The organism is Legionella oakridgensis ATCC 33761 = DSM 21215, from assembly GCF_000512355.1.
Taxonomy (GTDB): domain Bacteria; phylum Pseudomonadota; class Gammaproteobacteria; order Legionellales; family Legionellaceae; genus Legionella_A; species Legionella_A oakridgensis.
In genome coordinates, this window is the sequence record NZ_CP004006.1 from 1615619 (window position 1) to 1635021 (window position 19403).

Below are 19403 nucleotides of genomic sequence, written 5' to 3' on the forward strand. Positions count from 1 at the left end.
TTAATAATCCAGCCCCATCACTTCACGCACATCTTCCAGAGTTTTATTGGCTTCTTCCCGGGCCTGTTCACTGCCCTCAACCAAAATACGCTTGACTGAACCCATGTCTGCTTCATATTCCTTAATAGCACTTTGTATCGGTCGTAGTTCACGATTAATGGCATCAATCACTGGGCGTTTGCAATCAATGCAGCCAATGTTTGCCGTACGGCATCCCTGCTGCGCCCAATCTTTTATTGCGTCATCCGAATACACTTTATGCAGCTGCCAAAGAGGACATCGCTCAGGCTCACCAGGGTCGGTGCGTTTTACTCTGGCCGGATCGGTCGGCATGGTTAAAATTTTCTTTTCAACTTGCTCAGGTTCTTCACGTAAGCTGATGGTATTATTATAAGACTTGGACATTTTATTGCCATCAAGGCCAGGCATTTTTGCATGCTCAGTCAGCATGATTTGCGGTTCCGGTAGAATAATTTTACCTTCGCCATCCAAATACCCTAATAGCCGTTCTTTATCACCGATGGACAAATTTGGCTGATTAGTCAGCAATGCCCTCGCTGTATTTAAAGATTCATAACAACCTTCCTGTTGAAATTTTTTACGTAATTGGACGTATAATTTGCTATTTTTCTTACCCATTTTTTTGATGGCTTCATTAACCAAGTTTTCAAAATTAGGTTCTCGTCCATATAAATAATTAAATCGTCGAGCCACTTCCCGAATCAACTCAACGTGAGGCGCTTGATCTTCCCCTACCGGCACATAATCTGCTTTATACAACAACACATCGGCACTTTGTAATAATGGATATCCTAAAAACCCATACGTGGAAAGGTCTTTTTCACGAAGTTTTTCCTGCTGTTCTTTATAACTGGGAACACGCTCCAGCCATCCCAGAGGTGTAATCATAGACAGTAACAAATGCAATTCAGCATGCTCAGGAACCCACGACTGAATAAAAATGCGAGAAAGATTGGGGTTAATACCGCAAGCCAACCAATCGACCACCATATCCCAAAGACTCTGTTCAATCCTGCCTGGCTCATCATAATGAGTCGTCAACCCATGCCAGTCAGCAACAAAAAGTAACAATCGTATTGATGTTGTAATTTTATCCAGTTTTTCAACACACCGTGATAATGGCCAAGATGCAATTTACCGCTGGCCCGCATGCCTGAAACAACTCGTTTATTTGCACTAAATAACGCTGACATCAAAATCCTCAATCCTATATTTTAAAAATTTATTTGAAAGGAGTTGGATCTCCTTTACCTTCACGCACAATGACAGGATAGTCCCCAGTTAAATCAATCACGGTCGTTGGTTGCTGACTGCAATTGCCCCCATCGATAATTAAATCCACCTGATTACCTAATAAATCCCGAATGGCCTCTGGTTCACTTAACGGTGCAGCTGCGCCAGGCAATATCAGCGTTGAACTCATTAATGGTGCATCCAGAGTCTCAAGTAATGACAAGGTAATAACATTTTCCGGTACTCGTAATCCAAGCGTCTTGCGTTTTGGATGCAACATCAGCCTTGGAACCTCACTCGTTGCATTTAAGATAAATGTATATGAGCCAGGAGTGAATGCTTTTAACAGGCGAAAAATGGCATTACTGACCTTTGCATAGGTTCCTAATTGCGATAGGTCACGACATACCAACGTCATATTATGATGCTTGTCCAATTGTCGCAAATGACGAATACGTTCTAACGCTGATTTGTTCCCTAAAGCACATCCAAGCGCATACCCTGAATCCGTCGGATAAACAATCAATCCCCCTTCTTCAATGATGGTTGCCGCCTGCCTTAACAGCCGTGATTGTGGATTATCTGGATGTATTGCAAAAATCTGGCTCATAATATCCTCAGGTTAAATAGTCCATTGATGCCATATGGGTTTACAGTTTAACGGTAATGTCGGCTGTCGGCCAAGAGCTGCGCGAGACAGATCATCGCGATGAAAATCCGACCCACTGGAGGCCAATAAGCCAAAACGCTCGCTGAGAAATGCAAGTTCATTGATTTGTGTAAGTGGCATCTCGCCTGAGACAACCTCTATCCCTACACCACCTGCTATTTTAAAAGCCATGATTAACTCATGTAGCTTTGTACGAGTCAATGAATACTTCAGAGGATGGGCAAGTACTGCCGCTCCTTCTGCCTGAGTAATTACAGTGATGGCTTCTTCCATCATGACCCAAGGAGTGGTTACATAAGCGCTGCGGCCACGTGCCAAATAACGCTTAAATCCACTTTGTATATCTTTGGTCAAGCCTTCATTGATTAACACCTGAGCAAAATGAGGTCTGGTCAGTTGCTCATGCCCCGCTACCACACAGGCTTTGTTATACGCGTCATGAACGCCATACTTCTCCAAACGCCCTGCAATCTGCAAAGCCCGGACCTTACGATTCTCATGTTGGCGCGCAATTAATGCATTCAACGCTGGCTCTTCTAATGAAACGTTTAAACCAATGATATGGATTTCATATTTTTTCCAACGTACACTCAATTCAATCCCATTGATGATGGTGATATCACTTTCATGACGCGCTGCTGCTGCCCGTAAAGGAAGAAGTCCGGCTATGGTATCATGATCGGTAAGTGCCAGAATTTTAACCTGGGATTTAATGGCTCTTCCAAGCAGTTCAGCAGGACTTAAAGCACCATCAGAACAATGACTATGGCAATGCAAATCAATCATAAAAATAAATCATGTTTAAAAAAAATGATTATATCACTTTTTGCATGAGCGCATTTTCACAACGAGGCAATAGACAGAATTCAAGTGATGCTTCATGATGATTTACTTGCCTAACCTTCGGTCCATGCACTATTCTTATAGTATATTAACCTATTTTAAATAACACTTTGAGCGGTACATTTTTTAACGATTCACTGATATCACCTGCCTTTAGTGCACTTGAACTAGCGAACTTGTGTGGTTCTTTACACCAAAACATCAAAATGCTGGAAAACATCTATCACGTCACCATCAAACCTGGACAACATGGTATCACCTTAACTGGCTTTTCAGCAGGAGATATTCATCGAGCGAAAAAAATGCTGGTCAAATTACATCCATTTGCGGCGCAACCTATTAGCACGCAAACCATCATGTCATTATTCAATCACGAGGAACATCAAACTGAGATGACCAATCCAATCAAATTAAGCCGTAAAGCCATTCTTCCACGCAATGCAAAGCAAACAGACTACTTAAACAGCATCGATCAACATGATCTTACCTTTGCAGTGGGTCCCGCCGGAACAGGAAAAACTTATCTTGCAGTGGCAAAAGCGATAGAATATTTCGAAAAAGGGGAAGTACAGCGGTTGGTATTTGTTCGCCCTGCCGTAGAAGCTGGGGAAAAACTGGGCTTTCTACCAGGAGACTTGGTAGAAAAAGTTCTTCCTTATCTAAGACCTATCTATGATGCCTTATACGAAATGATCGGTTTCAAAGAAGCGCAGAAATTGATTCAAAGCGATGTCATTGAAATATTGCCCTTAGCATTTATGCGCGGCAGAACATTAAATGAAGCATTCATTATTTTAGACGAGGCACAAAATACCACCTTGATGCAAATGAAAATGTTTTTAACCCGCATTGGTTTTGGATCCAAATCGGTTGTTACCGGTGACATGACTCAAGTTGATTTGCCCAAAGGTACCGATTCAGGCCTTGCTCATGCCGTTCATTTATTCAAATCAACCGAAGGAATTGCCATTCATACTTTTACCAGTCGCGAGGTCGTACGCCATCCTTTAGTATCAAGAATTATTGATCGCTACGATGAAGAGTTAAAGGATTATAAAAAATGAGCTACCATATCGATATCCAACACGCATGTGCTGAGCCTCTTCCGGTTAATGACGACATCCTTATTGATTGGGCAAAACTTGCTCTTGGAACATGCAAAGACTCGGCTGAACTCACGTTAAGATTTGTCGAGCCAGAAGAAATTACCTATTTAAATCGCACCTATCGCCACCAAGATAAGGCAACCAATGTGCTTGCTTTTCCTACCAATATTCCTACAAGCGTCGAATTAGAATATCCCCTTCTTGGGGATGTGATTATTTGTCCGACGGTCTTAAAAGAAGAGAGTAATGCCCAAGAAAAACCCTTAACAGCACACTGGGCACATATTGTCATTCATGGTGTACTTCACTTGCTGGGGTATGATCATATGGAAGAAAAAGACGCGAAGATCATGCAAGCACTTGAAATTGATATGCTTGCCAAACTTGGTTTTGAGAACCCCTATCAAACAGAGGATGATAAGATTGAGTAAAGAAGAGGATAGCAATTGGTTCATACGATTAAAGCAATTCCTGCAAGTTGAACCACAAAATAAAGAGCAATTAATAAGCTTGCTGAGAGATGCCCAAATTCGCTCCCTAATTGATGCTGAAACTCTGGCCATGATTGAAGGCGTCATTTTGTTTTCACAAATGAAAGTCCGGGATATCATGCTGCCTAAAAAACAAATGACTTGCATCTCACAAGACGCTGAGCTGCATGAGGTCATTGATATTGTCACTCAATCCGGCCACTCTCGTTTCCCAGTAACCGGCGACAGCAAGGATGATATTATTGGGATTCTTCACGCCAAGGATCTTTTACGTTTTCAAGCTCAGCAAAACTTAGCCTTTGATTTGCTTGATATTGTCAGGCAAGTGACCTTTGTTCCTGAAAGTAAACGTCTTGATTCTTTATTAAGCGAGTTTCGCAGAAATCGTAATCATATGGCCATTGTGGTTGACGAATATGGGGCCGTCGCAGGATTTGTAACCCTTGAAGACATTATCGAACAAATTATTGGCGATATTGAAGATGAATTTGACATCGATGAAGAAGCTTATATAAAAGCTCATGGTGACGCTCATTATATTGTAAAAGCCCATACGCCTATTGAAGAATTTAATGAGCAGCTCCATGCTCATTTTAGCGATGAATCCTATGACACCATCGGTGGCATTGTGATGGCCAATTTCGGTTATTTACCCAAACGCGGGGAAGTGATAACCATTGATCAGTTCGAATTTAAAATACTAAATGCCGATGCCAGACGGATTAAATTACTGGAATGTTTCGATCAACGACATAAACAGGTTTTACTAAAGGAAATCGGACAATGAATAATAAAATTCTGATCATTGATGATGACACGGAACTCACTGATCTTCTTAAACAATACATGGAGCCTGAAGGGTTTCTTGTCAACTGTGTCCATGATGGCGAAACAGGCGTAAAAAAAGCACTGAACCAGCCATTTGATGCCATTATTCTTGACGTCATGTTGCCCAAGCTAAACGGTTTTGAAGTCTTGAAAACCATTCGCGAACATTTGGACACTCCAGTGTTAATGTTAACCGCACGCGGCGATGATATTGATCGTATTGTGGGTCTTGAGATTGGCGCTGATGATTATTTGGCCAAACCCTGCAATCCGCGTGAATTGATAGCCCGTCTACGAGCGATTTTACGCCGTGCTCAAAAACATCCCGTGCATCGTCCTCTCATTGAGCATGGAAATATTCAAGTTGATTGCTCAAAACGCACGGTATCCATTAATGGCACTCTGTTAGAATTAACCAACGCCGAATTTAATATTTTGGAAATGCTTATAAAATCACCTGGGCAAGCCTTTTCCAAAGAAGAATTGACTGAATATGCCTTAGGTCGCAAATACACCGCCTATGATCGCAGCATTGATGTGCACATCAGTAACCTGCGCAATAAGCTTGGCTACAATCCTGAAGGCGACGATTGGGTGAAAACCGTCCGCGGTTTTGGTTATTTATTCAATGCGTAGTTTATATTGGAAAATTTTTTTTCATTCTGGCTTGCCACCATTCTTATCATTTTAACCATCGCCTGGATAACCAGTGAAATTGCTAAAAAATCATCCATTCCTGCCAGAGAACAAATCTTTATGGACAGTTATGCCAACGCCGCTGTCGCCACGTTTGAATCCGGTCATCGACAAGCCTTGATTCAATGGCTGAACAAATCGGGGCTGGCTCAACACATGAGCCTTTATCTCTTAACCAGCCAAGGCGAAATCATCAGTGCCCAACCACCGCCAGACATCGTGAAAAAAGTAGCTAAAAACTTAGAATACGACCGCTTAGATGAAGGAATCTTCAAATCCGGTAATCTCTTTGTAAGTCATGAAATTCTATCGACTTCAGGCATTGCCTATCGGCTGGCTGCCGTCAGTGAAAAACCACTGGCGCATTTTGTCCAAATACCTTGGGCAGGATTAACCATTCGCTTATTGATTGCCATTTTTATCAGTGGCCTTATTTGTTATTTACTTTCGGTTTATTTAACCCAGCCATTGCGCTCTTTACAGCTTGCAGCCAAGTCCATTGCCACTGGGAAACTAAATACACGTGTTGGGCATTTTGCCGGACATCACAAAGATGAAATCGCTGAACTTAGCGATGAATTTGACCGCATGGCTGAACAACTGGAAACACTGGTTAAATCCAAAGAACGGTTACTGCAAGATATTTCCCACGAATTGCGCTCCCCCCTCGCCCGCCTGCAGCTGGCGATTGAGCTTGGCCGCAATAAAACCAATCATCTTGCCGATGAAGAATTCAAGCGCATGGAATTGGAGTGCTCGCGTTTGAATACATTAATTGGTGAAATACTTGAATTTGCTCGACTCGAAAAATCCACCGATGCCATTGAATACTCACAGGTGGATTTACAGGAATTACTTGAACAAATCACTCAAGATGCAAATTATGAGTTTCCCAACACAAGTCCCCGAGTAGTAAAAGAAACCATAGAACCCTGTACACTGACTGCCGATAAACGTTTAATTCACCGAGCCATTGAAAATATTCTCCGCAATGCCTTGCGTTATTCTCCCCCAGACGCTCCGGTAATGATTTCTCTACGAACTAATCCTCAAGAAAACAAAGTCTATATTGAGATAAACGATCATGGACCCGGTGTTCCGGAAGAACAACTAACTAATATTTTCCATCCTTTTTACCGTGTTGATACGTCTCGGGAAAAAAAGACGGGTGGATTTGGATTGGGTCTAGCCATTGCTCAACAAGCAATCAAACTACATCAAGGAGACATTCAGGCAAGGAATCGAAAACGAGGTGGGCTCTCGGTTAGAATTTCCTTGCCTATAACCACATAAGAAAAATGATTCATCCTGCCATACAGCGTCTTTTTAAGCACTCACGCTTGAATAAGTAACCGGCGCACTATGATGTGCTTTACAACTTTGGATAAATAATACCGTTCCCTCATCAGCGCACTCCATAGGGCTTTTACGGCTGTTGTCTGGGATATCCAGCGAAGCACCTGCTTCTACCAAAATTTGAATCAAGAGTCTATTGCCATTGGCTATCGCATGATGTAAGGGTGTTCTTCCCTCTTTATCTTGAACATCCAAAAGCACCCCAGCGACCACCAAAGCCCGCACACAATCAGCACTCTGGGCAATAACCGCCCAATGCAGTGCCGTTCGTTGATGGGTTGCATCCGCTAAATTTAAACCATCTGTTGCAGCCATGGCCTTGATTAATACCTTAAGCTCAAATAATCGCCCCCAGGCGGCAGCACGCCTTAAGGCTTGATCATGCAAGGGACTTCCCATTTCTCCTGGTTTACGTAACGAAATACAAACGCTGGCCAATTGAGCATGTTCATGCGTACTTTTCGCACCACCAATAAAGCTCAATAATTTTGGCGCTAATTTTCCATTGGCGTGAGCTACAATGGCCTCATTCGCAGCAACTAATTTATCGCTAACAGCAGAAATAGCTAACAAATCATGCGTTCGTTCCATCTCTGCAGGCTTTAATGGCTTTTGGGCAAAAAGCAACTGCGACAATTCGATAATTAATTGTGGCATAGCGCCCCATAAAGCCGTATCACTGGCAACAATCGATTTCACCGCCAGTAAATAAGAAGCGACAAATTCGGTATTATTAGATAAATCCTGATAATACGTTAACTTTCTGTCTTGCATTGCCTCGAGCGTACCCATGACGCCCGTTGATAATACTAATGAGGTTGAAGCATTCGCCGTCATATGGCGCATCAAACCATTATCCAGGGCTTGATGATAAACAATAGGCGGCAATGCTCGTTTTGGCGTGCTTAAGGTTGTATCCATCCTGTAAGCATCAGCGATTTGCCAGCTTTTACCAGCAAAATTACCAACCAACACATAACTATCCACCGAGTCCGTTAACCGCATATATTGTGCGATTAATTTATAATCTCTTGCATCGTCTATTGCCGCAAGATACATAAAACCATAACTTGTTTTGGGCATTAAAGCCGTTTGTGACGAAGTCAGAGCAGGTAGAGCAACGGCCTTTGTAATTGCTGGCAAACCCAATCGATCCGCACCGATACCGCTGCTGCCAACAAACAAATCATCTGAGTCAAAATTACTGTAAACGCCAGGCTGATCGATACCAAGTTGCAAGCGATACATGGTTTGACTGAATAAATCAGACATGGGGTTTTGATTAGCAGCACCCACAAATAAAATCTTGCTTTCAGGAGAAAGCACACGCTTTACAATATCTGCTGGTGCGTATTTACAACGATTTGCCTCAATAAATGCAACCACTGTATTTTCAACCGCATCAAATAATTCCAGCGCGCATAAACCAACCTCTTCACCTTCTATTGTGACTCGCTTATCGCCAGGCTTTCCATAAAGGCTTTCAAAGCGAGAGATGCCGTCTAACGTGCTGGTTAAAACCACATCGACGGCTTCCCCACTTGATTTAATTTCACGGACAAGGTCCCTTGCAATACTTCCTGCCAATGAAAAATCGCCTCTGGCGGTGGGATTAACGCAGTTTGCATACACTAGGATTACTTTTGGCATATTAAAACAAGTAGTTAATTAACATGACAATAAGTTTAAAATAAAAACATTAACAAATTATTAACTTGACTCATTTTTAAGACGATGAATTCATTTCGAATAAATTTATACCTATGAAAAAACAAACATTTAATCGATAGAATAAAAACAGTACAACATCATACTTTACTGTACTGCTCTTGCCTCAAAGTCCAAAAAAATCAACTTGCATTTCATTGAGGATTTTTTACAATCAAACTACCGCATTAATCTAAGGATTGTGGTTTGAAGAAACAGGCAGCATTACTCGATAAAATAAGTGGTTCTTTTTTCCTGGCCGGTTTTATCATCTCCAAGCTAAAAAGTATTCCCATTCTTTTACTTGCTTCTATCTTGAATCTGGTATCGCTGGCTGCTTATCTCATTGGCTATACAGCCTGGTTTTTGGCGACCTTATTTTATCCGAATCATCCCAGAAAACGCGAAGCATGGTATGGCTTTGCAGAATTTAAAGATCAATATCAAGCGGCTGCTGTCATTGGCACGGTAGCAACCATACTTTGCTTTTTATGTCCTTTATACCCTTCTCTCATACTGCCTGCAGTTTGGCTCTTTGCCGTCAGTAATTTGATATGGACCATCGGTGAATATCATAAATACAAAAAACCTCCCACGCACGATGAGCATTACTCAAGCCTTCGTCAAGAAACGTATCTGCGTTATGTATTGCTAACCACAGCTGTTAGTGCAATTACCGCGCTGGCAGCTACTCTTGGATTTCTATTTCCACCAGCGTCAATGGCTGTATTACTTGCAAGCATTATTGGGAATGGTTTAACAGTCATTGCTCTTTATTATTGGAAAAAAAGCACTTTCGATGAGTTCAAGCCTGATGGAGTCATGCCTCACAGTTACGCGACCCTGGCAGAATGTTTATCCATGGACGAGGAAAGACCGAATCCTCGTATGGCTTGCAGCCAAGACGCGGAGCCAGCCTACCATCAGGGTAAATTATTTACGCAAAAGACTTCAAAAATACAACTGGTTCCTCTTAGCGAGCCAACCGCCGATGAAGCGATGAGACCTTGTTTGTAACGTACATTATGAGTATAGTGCTCGCTCGTGTCTTCAGGAATGATTCATGAATCAATTAATTAAACGAATGATTAATAAGGCGCACCAGGCACTCAGCCATTCTTATGCTCCTTATTCAGGCTATTCAGTAAGCAGTTGTCTTTGCAGTGAAGAGGAGATTTTATTCACTGGAGTCAATGTAGAAAACAGTTCTTACGGATTGACTTTATGCGCCGAAACGTCTGCGATCATGCAAATGGTTGCGGCAGGCAAGCGGCAAATAAAAGACATCGTTGTTTTATCGAAAGATAATGCACTTTGCTCACCGTGTGGTGCTTGCCGCCAAAGAATATATGAATTTTCAACACCGGAAACACGCATTCATTTATGCAATCAAGACACTGTTTTAAAAACGCTAACCATTGATGAATTGTTGCCGTTGGCATTTAATTTACAATCGACTTGTGGAAAGAAGTAAATGTCTAATAAAAAATTAACTGACGCACATATTGCTGCTGAGCAAATTATCCAACGATTACCTTCCTTCAAACCAACCATTGGCATCGTCCTTGGTTCAGGGTTAGGTAGTTTCGCTGAACAATTGGATGATCCAACGTACATTAATTATGAAGAATTACCTGGATTTCCGAAATTAACGGTACACGGTCATGGTGGTAAGCTGGTATTAGGTCATCTCTCAGGCGTTGGTGTTGTCTGCTTGCAAGGCCGTAGTCATACTTATGAAGGCACCAGTTTTGAAGTCGTCAAAACCTATGTTCGTACCTTAAAATTATTAGGATGCAATTATTTCCTGGCAACGAATGCTTCGGGATCATTGCGAGAAGACGTAGGGCCAGGCGAATTAATGCTAATTACGGATCACATTAACATGCAGCCAGGCAATCCACTGGTTGGACCAAATGATGAGGAATTTGGACCACGTTTCTTTCCTCTGGATAATGCCTATGATCATGAGCTCCGCGAAAAATTATTAATTCTTGCTCACAAAGAAAATATCTCTTTGCATCAAGGTGTGTATCTTTCTGTTTTAGGACCTAACTATGAAACGGCCGCCGAAATCAGGGCGTTTCGTATTCTTGGTGCAGATGCCGTTGGCATGTCTACGGTACCAGAGGTTTTGGTTGCTAACCATTGCGGTATGAAAGTGGGCGTCATTGCGACGATCACCAATTATGCGACCGGTTTATCTCACACCAGCCATAGCCATGAAGCGGTGGTTCTTATGGCCTCACAAGCCGCGGAAAAATTAAATCGACTGGTCAAACGGCTCATTACGGAACTGATGTGACGTTATTAACAGAACAATTGACACAAGCCTTGCAAAGGCTTAAAAAATCGTCAAGCAACACATTAAGCCGGCGAGACATTATTCCATTGCTCGATTTAACGCTTTTGGACAACGACGCCACGCTAACGGATATCCAAATCCTGGGGAAAAAAGCCGAAGAGCATCAAACCGCTGCCGTCTGTGTTTTGCCACAACATCTTGCCTGGCTGCCGTCTTCTCTAACGGTAAAACGTGCAACCGTAGCCAATTTCCCCTCAGGAAATCAACCACCAAAGCACGTCATGGCAACCATAGAGGAAGTCATTGCAACACAGCAAACAGACGAAATCGATTATGTTTTTTCTTATTCTTCCTACGTTCAGGGTCAGCACGAAGATGCCTTGTCTTTATGTGCAAAAAACTATCAGTTGTGCAAGCAGCATGGAGTTTTATTTAAAGTCATCCTGGAAACTGGAGCGTTTCCTTCCATGGAGGCCATTTATGAAGCAAGCGTCGAAATCATCCATCGCGGCTGCGATTTTTTAAAAACATCCACAGGAAAAATACCAACCGGTGCTACGATTCCAGCGGCTTTTGCCATGCTTAAGGCCATCAAGGATACACAGGCAGATTGCGGGATTAAATTATCCGGTGGAATTAAAACCCTAGAACAGTCTCTTGAATACATCAATTTGGCGCAACATGTACTCAATCGAAATGTTGATAGCCATTGGTTTCGTTTAGGAGCCAGTACTTTATTGGATCGATTGCTTGAAAAAACAAACCAAAACAATCAATAAATTCATAGAAAAATAGGACTTGAATAGCACAAAGCGATATCCGGGGATAATCCATCACAAACCCGGGACCATACGCTACGAATCACCATCTGAACACTCTGGCAGCCTAGATAGCGCGAAACGCGTTATCTAGGAAAGAGAGCACTTCCTACGTTAAAAGATTGTCCAGACAATACTGCCGGGCCGTGAATACCAATAACTGCCATTTGCTGCAATGTATTTCGCATGAATGTTATTGGGTGTACTAACATCTCCCGACACATTGCCCGCTTCAAGGAAACAATAATTTTGCTGGGAAAAAAGAGTCACGGTTTTATTACCGCATTGAAGATCAAGTTGAATCTTTGGTCCAGAAAAGAAACCTTGCTGCATTTGGAAACTTGGCATCATTTCACCATTACCGACGTACTGCGGTACACCACCGCCAGTAATATTCCCCCCACGAACCGTTGCAGCAAGTACTGCGCATGGATAGCCTGTATAATTTTCCAAAGAAACATTAAAATAACCACAACCACTGCCTGCAAACAGCAGCTTGGAAAAGCACCCTATTATTAGAATCATGCTTACTTTTTTCATTTATTTTCCTAAAGTTCAAAAGGGGTGCTTTTGATTATATACTTATCATGCATGAAAACCCAGCATTAGGAATTTTGTCTTTATATTGAAAGGGAGCAACTCATGCAACGATTGAATTGATTTAATTCATGAAATATTGCCAGTAGACACCGTTATTAAAAATATAATGGGTATCAATGGCTAATTTTGCCTGGATATCATATCGCTCTAAGGACTATGCTATTTTTTGAGCCAGCAGCAATCCAAATAACCCTTGCATTGGTTTGCCCGACTCCTCCAGTTTATGTAAATGCCCCACCGTTTCTTTATATTCCAGTATTGACCAACCACAGTTCTGGTAAAATTCATACAACTCATGACTGGCTGCCAGATAAGTAAATGAATCAGGTAGAGCAAACGTTTTAGTTGCAATGGGAAACACCAAGAAATGTAACCCTTGTGGGCGTGTTGCCGACTGCAACTCGGTCAATAATGATAGAATCCGCTCGGGTTGTAAAAATTGCAAGCTGACGGTTGAAACAACAAAATCAAATGCATTGACTTCAAAATCCAAGGGCTGATGAAGATCATGAACCCTTGTCATGACCGTCGTCATTTTTTCTTGATGTGCAATGCGGTCAATCTGCTGCAACGAAGACTCATTGATATCAATGCCTGTCACGCGATGACCAGCCAATCCTAAAAATAAAAGATTACGGCCAGAGCCGCATCCAACATCAAGAATGTCCAACTTCCCTTGCTTCTGAATATACGTTTGATAAACGTATAGCAAGTCAGTGTGAACCGTGGCTAGGCGGTGCTTTTTATTAAAAAAGCGGTGTGGCTTACAATAAAATTCAAGGGAGGCGGTAAATACTTCACTGATGGGTTGGATCTTGTGCCAGGACGCTGGAGGAATCAGCTGGTAAGCATTCATTTGATTCAAACGCTGCCTGGATAATTCTTGCCCCGAACCATCTAGAAAAATAAAATCAATCTCTCCAGAAGTTAATTGCAGAAATCCCCATGTGCCTTCTTTAGTACTGTGTTTTTCCAGAAAAAAGATAAGATTGCCGTCATGAGCAATATCTGTCTGATTATAGCAAATAAGATCATCTTGAAATTTAAACACTCAGCTTCCTCTTCCTTTGAGCGTAAAGATTATCTGGCCACCATCAAAGCACCCCACATGATAGCACCGTACCAGACGTTGGTAGAAAATGCTTTAAAACAAGCTTCCACACCACGACTGTTGACCAATCGCTGCTGATGCATTAAGACAAGCGCCGCCACTAACCAAAAACCATAGAATAATAATGAAAAATGCGAAACAAGTGCCAACCCTAACCACAGTGCATGAAAAAATAGCTGAAGTAGCATAATAATCAAACGATCATACTGAGCAAATAGAATAGCCGTAGACTTTACTCCAATTCGCAAATCATCCTCGCGATCAACCATAGCATACATAGTGTCATAAGAAATAATCCAGGCGAAATTAATCAGCAAGAGCATCGCCATTTCAACATTCGGCACTTTTATGGAGGCATTGTACGCCATGGGAATGCCTATGGAAAATGCGACACCTAACACCAGCTGCGGAACCTCAATAAATCGCTTGCAAAAAGGATACACAATGGTAACCACCAGAGCCAGCAAGGCGTAATAAAAGCAGGCCCGCGGCAATTGAATCACAATCACAAACGCCGCCAATAACAATAAAATAAGAACAATCAATGCCTCTGATAAACTTATTTCATGATTGGTTAAAGGACGCAGTTGAGTCCGTTTAACATGCTTATCGATATTACGATCAGCGATATCATTAACAACACACCCTGCTGCCCGCATCAATATAGTACCTAGGATGAAATAAACCAGAACCGTAGACGACGGCAATCCTTGATTTGCAAGCCACAATGCCCAGGCGATAGGAAACCACAATAAAAAAATACCTACCGGCTTGTGGAAACGCATCAACCGTAAGTAAGCGCTTATATTCAATTTACATACCTCATCAATCCGGGTAACAGGATTTCAACCAGGTAAAAAGGAAATTGTTTATGAAGTGTAAATGCCGAAAAACGTGCCCAGAGAACCTCTTTCTGATCATGCATTTCAGCGGTTAACCAATGATATTCTATCACCCGATGGCTGATTGCATAGTGCAGCAAACACAATCTATTAATGGTTATATTATTAAAGAGTAACTGACCTAAAGATTCCGTTTTCAATCTAGTAAACAAAGCGACATCGCTTTCATAAGTTTGCTTCGGTAAGATGGTACGTCCATACCAACAAGGCGCATTCCTCGCACTCATTAGAATTTCTCGATGCAGCACGGATTCATGTTCAAGCTTTAACACCTGCTTGTCCCACCAATCAGGCGCCCCCCATTGTTGGGCCAAGACGGTCAAACGAGCTTCACCAGTTTTTTGTTTAAGCCTTTCCGTTAATGAACTTTGATGGGTGATCCACGGCAATAGTGCATAAGAAGGGTGACATTCTTCCTGAAGAAAATTGTCTGGGTTAATCAACATAGTAATATATTAAATATTCGAGGCGTTTATATTAACCGCCATCCATTGATTTTTCCACTATAAATTGGTTTTCTTGGCGAATGATAGACCTTAATTGCATGCTGCCATACTCACGCTCACTCGCCCACTGCTGGCAACATTGATGACTCGAGCATTATTTCCAGTACATCTTGTCATTCTTAATGACAAGGAAGAAGTTCCGCTCGTTAAAAATCCTGAACCATCATAACTGATAACATTGCTGCTCGTTGTGATCGCTGCATCATTGGGCAAAGGTTGGGCAACCTTCACCAAATCATTGGTCGTCTCAATGGCATTGTTATTATCTGAATCAATAAATATTATCCATCCTTGTGACCATTGCGTGTTATTACCACAAGCAGTAAATCCTGCATTGGCTGTTGGACATACTGCCACTCGCACACCACGTTTTACCGCTTCCATACGAGCAAAGTTAAGGCTTGCTGATAATTTATTTGCAGCGCTCACAATTTTATTATTTTGAATTAATGCGTTGTAACCTGGTACTGCCATGATAGTCAAGATGGCAGCAATCGCCAAAACGGTTAATAATTCAACCAGAGAAAATCCACGCCATTGGTTCTTAGTCATATACAACAGAAAATAAAATTTTATGCATATCGTACTAATTATAGACTAAAAAATACGCGCGACGATATTTTCTCTAACCTTTCCAAAGCGATTAACAATCAATTTCTGCTGTATTCTCTTATTTTTTATCAAAAAATATCCATTAAGAGTAGATTGTCTAAGAGTGGGGGAAAATAATAAATAATGTCGAGATTGAAATCCTTGCCAGAGAACGTCTACCTCTGCAGAATGATTCCAATGCCATTCGTGGATTATTTCACTGTTTTGCGAATATAAATGCCTGGGATTATCAACAAATAATATCATCCCTTTTTTCCAATCATTTGCATCAGGCAATGGTGTCAGTGCTAATGTTTGTCCTCGCAGTAATGCTTGGGTTCTGGCAAATTGCAAAATATTTTTAATTTGCACCACCACGATTTGCAATTGATTTTCTTGATAATTTTTATCCAAAGAAGGAATACAGCAACACAACACCATCGCCAGAAAAGCGAGTCCAATTAATAATTCTATCAATGTTAAGCCGATGTGTTTAACCATGATGCAATCAGTCGCTTAACCTGCAACAAATCAGCATAGGCTTTCTTTTTATCTTGTGGATTTCTTAAAAGATAGGCTGGATGATAACTCACCAGAACTGGTTTGTCCTGATAATGATGAACTTTATTGCGCATCTTATTCAATGGGAGCAGCTCATTAAGCAAAAATTGGCCAGCAAATCGCCCAACCGCTAGAATTAATTGTGGATTAACTAAAGCAATTTGCCGGGTCAGGTAGGCTGAACATTTTTTTATTCTTCAGTTTTCGGATCACGATTATCAGGTGGCCGACATTTAATGACATTGGCAATATACACATCTTCATCGCTTAGACCAATACTGTGTAACATCTTGTTTAATAAATTACCTGCTTTTCCTACAAACGGCAAACCTTGTTTATCCTCATGAAAACCAGGGGCTTCACCAATAATCATTAATTTGGCTTTGGGATTACCGCGAGCAAATACAGTCTGCGTCCTAGTTTTATGAAGAACACATTGAGTACATGATTTAACTTCCACAGCCAATGAACACAATGCTTGGCTGCCAGAGTTGGGTTGACGCAAAATCCAGGTCTCAATACCCATTTGTTGCAAGTAATACTGTCGAAGAGAGTTTTGCATAGTTAATTTGCTGGATATCTAATCTCTGCAAGCAATTGTTGCACCACTTGCGCGGGTTTTTCTGCTTGCGTGATTGGCCGTCCAACGACTAAATAGTCACTTCCAGCCTTTAAAGCATCCGCAGGAGTAATAATTCTGGTTTGATCGTCCGTCTTTGCCGTGGTTAAACGGATACCTGGAGTAACGGTTACAAAGTTGCTGCCACACGCTTCCTTAATGAGGGGTGCCTCATGGGCTGAACTAACGACGCCATCCAATGCCGCCTCTTTGGCCAAACAAGCCAACTTACGCACATGTACTTCCAATGTTTCCTGAATGCCAAGCGTTAAAAGCTCATGATGCCCCATACTGGTTAACACCGTCACCGCAATCAGTAATGGCCGTGCTGCACCGTAAGACATGAGCGCTTCCCTGGCAGCTTGCATCATTGATAAGCCACCAATTGCATGCACGTTCATCATCCATACACCCAGATCAGCGGCTGCCCTGCAGGAGCGCGCTACCGTATTGGGAATATCATGAAATTTCAAATCAAGAAATACTTTAAATTGTTGCGCAACTAACGTCTGGACAACAGTAGGTCCAAATAAGGTAAACATTTCATTGCCAATTTTGACAGCGCAATGAGCAGGATCCAACGCATCCACTAAACGCAAAGCGGCAGGAAGATTATCAAAGTCAAGAGCAACAATTAATTTTATTGACATAATAATTCTCAATCACCTTCCAAGCCGTGAATTGGTTTCATTCTCCCCCATTGTTTACAACTTGGACAATGCCAATGCAAGAATTTACCGCCAAAACCACACTGACCACAACGATAAATTGGTTTATTGTCTAAAAATTTACTGGTTATATCATACAGCATCTGTAATTTTTCACGTACCTTTCCATGAGCGGACTCCAGATGCCAGCAAATAAGACGATTCAAACCACGAATGGAAGGATGCCGGCTAAGCTGCATGGAAACAAAATCTATGGCAAAATCAATGCCCTTTTCGCGACGTAAATGTTCTCCAATAACAAAAATCAGTGAAGCACGCGGATATTCCGTCAATGTTTGCTCCAAATAATGAACACATTCATCCATGGCGTTTAATTCACGATAACAGTGAACCAATGGTTCAATAATCTCAGTTAAGAATTCAGGATCTTGTTCAGGCACTCGTTTTAAAGCACGCACAGCCTGCTTATAACGTCCACCCTTCATTTCTAGAGTGGCTTGCATCAAGCTAGCGCGCACAGACTGCTTATCCACCATAAGAGCCTGTTTTACAGCATGATAAGCCTTATCATACGCACCATTTTTTAAAGCCTGACTGGCCATTTCACAATAATAATGAGCAGCTTGGGCATGCATGCTGTTTCCCGTTGAGTCCTCCAGTTTTTTAATAACATCTAATGCTTTTTCCCAAGCTTTTTCCTGTTGATAAATCGCCAGTAAACCATGAAGGCTATTGGTCTCACGGTTGCCACCCAGCTCAACCACTTCCGTAAAAATTCTCTCAGCTCGGTCAAAAACACCAGCACTCATATAATCCTGACCCAAGGCCATCAACGCTTCTTTTCGCTGTAATAAACTAAGCTGTGGTCTTGCAATTAAATTTTGATGAATGCGAATGGCACGATCCACTTCCCCGCGACGGCGGAATAAACTTCCTAAAGCCAGATGAGTCTCTACCGTATCACTATCGACTTCCAGCAATTTAATAAATACATCAACGGCTTTATCAGGTTGCTCATTCAATAAATAATTCAAGCCAACCACATATTCTCTGGAGAAATGATTACTCGTACGCTTTCCTTTAATAGAATAACTACGGCTCGCAACCCACCACCCGGACCAAGCCGCGGCAGGCAGTAATAATGGCCATAAATTAATCATTAAACTCCCCCATTAATGTTGATCCTGTAATGGTATCGAACGTAAATTCTTAATTTCTTTTTCGGTAAGTTTTAATTGGCTTTTAAGTTTATGGTGCTCTACTTTAAGACGCCAATATTTACATAAAAACAGAAACGCTCCGATAAGCACGCCCAATCCAAGCGTGATGGTCATCAGAATGGACACTGGCATTTTTAATACAGTAAAATAAAAATTCACCGATACAGGAGTTGCATTCAGCACAGCGAAACTAACACCGACTATAATTAATATCAAATAGAAAATAATTATTATTATCCGCATCAAATCAACCTTACTCAAACATTAAATTCAGGTTTACATCCCTGGATAAGATTATAAAAGCCTGTCTGACTTATTCATTTTTGCCTGATAAAAACCTTAGGACAAACATAACAATGATGTAGCCCAGCAGCGCATACACCACTGGAATTAAGCTTTGATTCCTGGATAGCGCGTTGTGTTATCCAGACTACATTTATTGTTTAGAGATTTTTTATCTCAATTATCCACATTTTAATTTCATCAAACAATACGTAAAAATCTATAAAAAAAAGCGTAGATAACTACGCTTTTTTAAGAGACTTTACAAA

General features: G+C 41.5%; 20 protein-coding genes and 3 pseudogenes. 9 read left to right on the forward strand and 14 right to left on the reverse strand.

Annotated elements, in window-relative coordinates:
- From LOA_RS07900 to LOA_RS07910, 3 genes and pseudogenes are all read right to left on the reverse strand, one after another.
- A pseudogene (locus LOA_RS07900) lies at window positions 1–1214 on the reverse strand (tryptophan--tRNA ligase).
- 29 nt (window positions 1215–1243) lie between these two features.
- Complete coding sequence (locus LOA_RS07905) at window positions 1244–1864, reverse strand: L-threonylcarbamoyladenylate synthase (protein WP_025385861.1); 621 nt, start codon at window positions 1862–1864, stop codon at window positions 1244–1246.
- Between the two features lie 12 nt (window positions 1865–1876).
- On the reverse strand, window positions 1877–2710 hold the full coding sequence (locus LOA_RS07910) for a PHP domain-containing protein (RefSeq protein ID WP_025385862.1): 834 nt from the start codon (window positions 2708–2710) through the stop codon (window positions 1877–1879).
- Window positions 2711–2877: 167 nt separating this feature from the next.
- Here LOA_RS07910 and LOA_RS07915 point away from each other — a divergent pair, with 167 nt between their 5' ends.
- The 5 genes and pseudogenes from LOA_RS07915 (at window position 2878) to cpxA (ending at window position 7181) form a co-directional block, all read left to right on the forward strand.
- Entirely contained in the window at window positions 2878–3831 is a 954-nt protein-coding gene (locus LOA_RS07915; protein WP_025385863.1) for a PhoH family protein, read from the forward strand.
- Window positions 3828–4304 (forward strand): rRNA maturation RNase YbeY, encoded by a 477-nt coding sequence (ybeY, locus tag LOA_RS07920; protein ID WP_025385864.1) that lies wholly within the window; start codon window positions 3828–3830, stop codon window positions 4302–4304. The genes LOA_RS07915 and ybeY overlap by 4 nt, the downstream gene beginning before the upstream one ends.
- Window positions 4297–5151 (forward strand): HlyC/CorC family transporter, encoded by an 855-nt coding sequence (locus LOA_RS07925; RefSeq protein ID WP_025385865.1) that lies wholly within the window; start codon window positions 4297–4299, stop codon window positions 5149–5151. Before ybeY ends, LOA_RS07925 begins: the two co-directional genes overlap by 8 nt.
- A complete protein-coding gene (gene cpxR, locus LOA_RS07930; protein ID WP_025385866.1) occupies window positions 5148–5828 on the forward strand; it encodes a two-component system response regulator CpxR in 681 nt (226 codons plus the stop codon). The genes LOA_RS07925 and cpxR overlap by 4 nt, the downstream gene beginning before the upstream one ends.
- Window positions 5821–7181: pseudogene (gene cpxA / locus LOA_RS07935) on the forward strand (two-component system sensor histidine kinase CpxA). Before cpxR ends, cpxA begins: the two are co-directional and overlap by 8 nt.
- Before the next feature lie 33 nt (window positions 7182–7214).
- Here cpxA and ankY read toward each other — a convergent pair.
- On the reverse strand, window positions 7215–8894 hold the full coding sequence (ankY, locus tag LOA_RS07940; protein ID WP_025385867.1) for a Dot/Icm T4SS effector AnkY/LegA9: 1680 nt from the start codon (window positions 8892–8894) through the stop codon (window positions 7215–7217).
- 264 nt (window positions 8895–9158) lie between these two features.
- On the opposite strand from ankY, the gene LOA_RS07945 reads away from it, so the two are divergent.
- From LOA_RS07945 to LOA_RS07960, 4 genes are read left to right on the forward strand one after another with little or no spacing between them, the layout of a single operon-like run.
- Window positions 9159–9968 carry a hypothetical protein gene (locus LOA_RS07945; RefSeq protein ID WP_025385868.1) on the forward strand — a complete coding sequence of 270 codons (810 nt, stop codon included), beginning with the start codon at window positions 9159–9161 and terminating at the stop codon, window positions 9966–9968.
- A gap of 46 nt (window positions 9969–10014) precedes the next feature.
- Complete coding sequence (gene cdd / locus LOA_RS07950) at window positions 10015–10425, forward strand: cytidine deaminase (RefSeq protein ID WP_025385869.1); 411 nt, start codon at window positions 10015–10017, stop codon at window positions 10423–10425.
- The gene (locus LOA_RS07955) at window positions 10426–11256 is read left to right on the forward strand and encodes a purine-nucleoside phosphorylase (protein ID WP_025385870.1); all 831 of its coding nucleotides are present in this window, start codon (window positions 10426–10428) and stop codon (window positions 11254–11256) included.
- A complete protein-coding gene (locus LOA_RS07960; protein WP_025385871.1) occupies window positions 11253–12035 on the forward strand; it encodes a hypothetical protein in 783 nt (260 codons plus the stop codon). The genes LOA_RS07955 and LOA_RS07960 overlap by 4 nt, the downstream gene beginning before the upstream one ends.
- Before the next feature lie 153 nt (window positions 12036–12188).
- On the opposite strand, the gene LOA_RS07965 is transcribed toward LOA_RS07960, so the two are convergent.
- The 10 genes and pseudogenes from LOA_RS07965 to LOA_RS08010 all read right to left on the reverse strand — a co-directional run bounded on the left by LOA_RS07965 (window position 12189) and on the right by LOA_RS08010 (window position 19095).
- Window positions 12189–12614, reverse strand: coding sequence for a hypothetical protein (locus tag LOA_RS07965; RefSeq protein WP_025385872.1), 426 nt, complete (start codon window positions 12612–12614; stop codon window positions 12189–12191).
- A gap of 214 nt (window positions 12615–12828) precedes the next feature.
- Complete coding sequence (locus tag LOA_RS07970) at window positions 12829–13725, reverse strand: methyltransferase domain-containing protein (protein WP_025385873.1); 897 nt, start codon at window positions 13723–13725, stop codon at window positions 12829–12831.
- A 29-nt stretch (window positions 13726–13754) separates the two neighbouring features.
- Window positions 13755–14597 (reverse strand): 4-hydroxybenzoate octaprenyltransferase, encoded by an 843-nt coding sequence (gene ubiA / locus LOA_RS07975; RefSeq protein WP_118996650.1) that lies wholly within the window; start codon window positions 14595–14597, stop codon window positions 13755–13757.
- Window positions 14594–15133, reverse strand: a complete 540-nt coding sequence (locus tag LOA_RS07980; protein WP_035894462.1) for a chorismate--pyruvate lyase family protein — start codon at window positions 15131–15133, stop codon at window positions 14594–14596. Before LOA_RS07980 ends, ubiA begins: the two co-directional genes overlap by 4 nt.
- A 90-nt stretch (window positions 15134–15223) precedes the next feature.
- Window positions 15224–15745 (reverse strand): GspH/FimT family pseudopilin, encoded by a 522-nt coding sequence (locus LOA_RS07985; protein WP_025385876.1) that lies wholly within the window; start codon window positions 15743–15745, stop codon window positions 15224–15226.
- A 45-nt stretch (window positions 15746–15790) separates the two neighbouring features.
- On the reverse strand, window positions 15791–16285 hold the full coding sequence (locus LOA_RS07990; protein WP_025385877.1) for a GspH/FimT family pseudopilin: 495 nt from the start codon (window positions 16283–16285) through the stop codon (window positions 15791–15793).
- Window positions 16264–16907 (reverse strand): annotated as a pseudogene (locus tag LOA_RS07995) (uracil-DNA glycosylase). The gene LOA_RS07990 and the pseudogene LOA_RS07995 overlap by 22 nt, the downstream one beginning before the upstream one ends.
- Before the next feature lie 2 nt (window positions 16908–16909).
- Window positions 16910–17614, reverse strand: coding sequence for an orotidine-5'-phosphate decarboxylase (gene pyrF, locus LOA_RS08000; RefSeq protein ID WP_025385878.1), 705 nt, complete (start codon window positions 17612–17614; stop codon window positions 16910–16912).
- An 8-nt stretch (window positions 17615–17622) separates the two neighbouring features.
- Window positions 17623–18792: a lipopolysaccharide assembly protein LapB gene (lapB, locus tag LOA_RS08005; protein ID WP_025385879.1), complete on the reverse strand. Its 1170-nt coding sequence runs from the start codon at window positions 18790–18792 to the stop codon at window positions 17623–17625.
- Window positions 18793–18804: 12 nt separating this feature from the next.
- Window positions 18805–19095, reverse strand: a complete 291-nt coding sequence (locus LOA_RS08010) for a LapA family protein (protein ID WP_025385880.1) — start codon at window positions 19093–19095, stop codon at window positions 18805–18807.
- Window positions 19096–19403: the final 308 nt, after the last annotated feature.

Bases quoted from the DNA above. Each gene is read 5' to 3' on its own strand.
- LOA_RS07905 (WP_025385861.1), bottom strand. From the start codon at position 1,864: ATGAGCCAGATTTTTGCAATACATCCAGATAATCCACAATCACGGCTG.
- LOA_RS07910 (WP_025385862.1), bottom strand. From the start codon at position 2,710: ATGATTGATTTGCATTGCCATAGTCATTGTTCTGATGGTGCTTTAAGT.
- ybeY (WP_025385864.1), top strand. From the start codon at position 3,828: ATGAGCTACCATATCGATATCCAACACGCATGTGCTGAGCCTCTTCCG.
- cpxR (WP_025385866.1), top strand. From the start codon at position 5,148: ATGAATAATAAAATTCTGATCATTGATGATGACACGGAACTCACTGAT.
- ankY (WP_025385867.1), bottom strand. From the start codon at position 8,894: ATGCCAAAAGTAATCCTAGTGTATGCAAACTGCGTTAATCCCACCGCC.
- cdd (WP_025385869.1), top strand. From the start codon at position 10,015: ATGAATCAATTAATTAAACGAATGATTAATAAGGCGCACCAGGCACTC.
- LOA_RS07955 (WP_025385870.1), top strand. From the start codon at position 10,426: ATGTCTAATAAAAAATTAACTGACGCACATATTGCTGCTGAGCAAATT.
- LOA_RS07965 (WP_025385872.1), bottom strand. From the start codon at position 12,614: ATGAAAAAAGTAAGCATGATTCTAATAATAGGGTGCTTTTCCAAGCTG.
- LOA_RS07980 (WP_035894462.1), bottom strand. From the start codon at position 15,133: ATGTTGATTAACCCAGACAATTTTCTTCAGGAAGAATGTCACCCTTCT.
- LOA_RS07985 (WP_025385876.1), bottom strand. From the start codon at position 15,745: ATGACTAAGAACCAATGGCGTGGATTTTCTCTGGTTGAATTATTAACC.
- LOA_RS07990 (WP_025385877.1), bottom strand. From the start codon at position 16,285: ATGGTTAAACACATCGGCTTAACATTGATAGAATTATTAATTGGACTC.
- pyrF (WP_025385878.1), bottom strand. From the start codon at position 17,614: ATGTCAATAAAATTAATTGTTGCTCTTGACTTTGATAATCTTCCTGCC.
- lapB (WP_025385879.1), bottom strand. From the start codon at position 18,792: ATGATTAATTTATGGCCATTATTACTGCCTGCCGCGGCTTGGTCCGGG.
- LOA_RS08010 (WP_025385880.1), bottom strand. From the start codon at position 19,095: ATGCGGATAATAATAATTATTTTCTATTTGATATTAATTATAGTCGGT.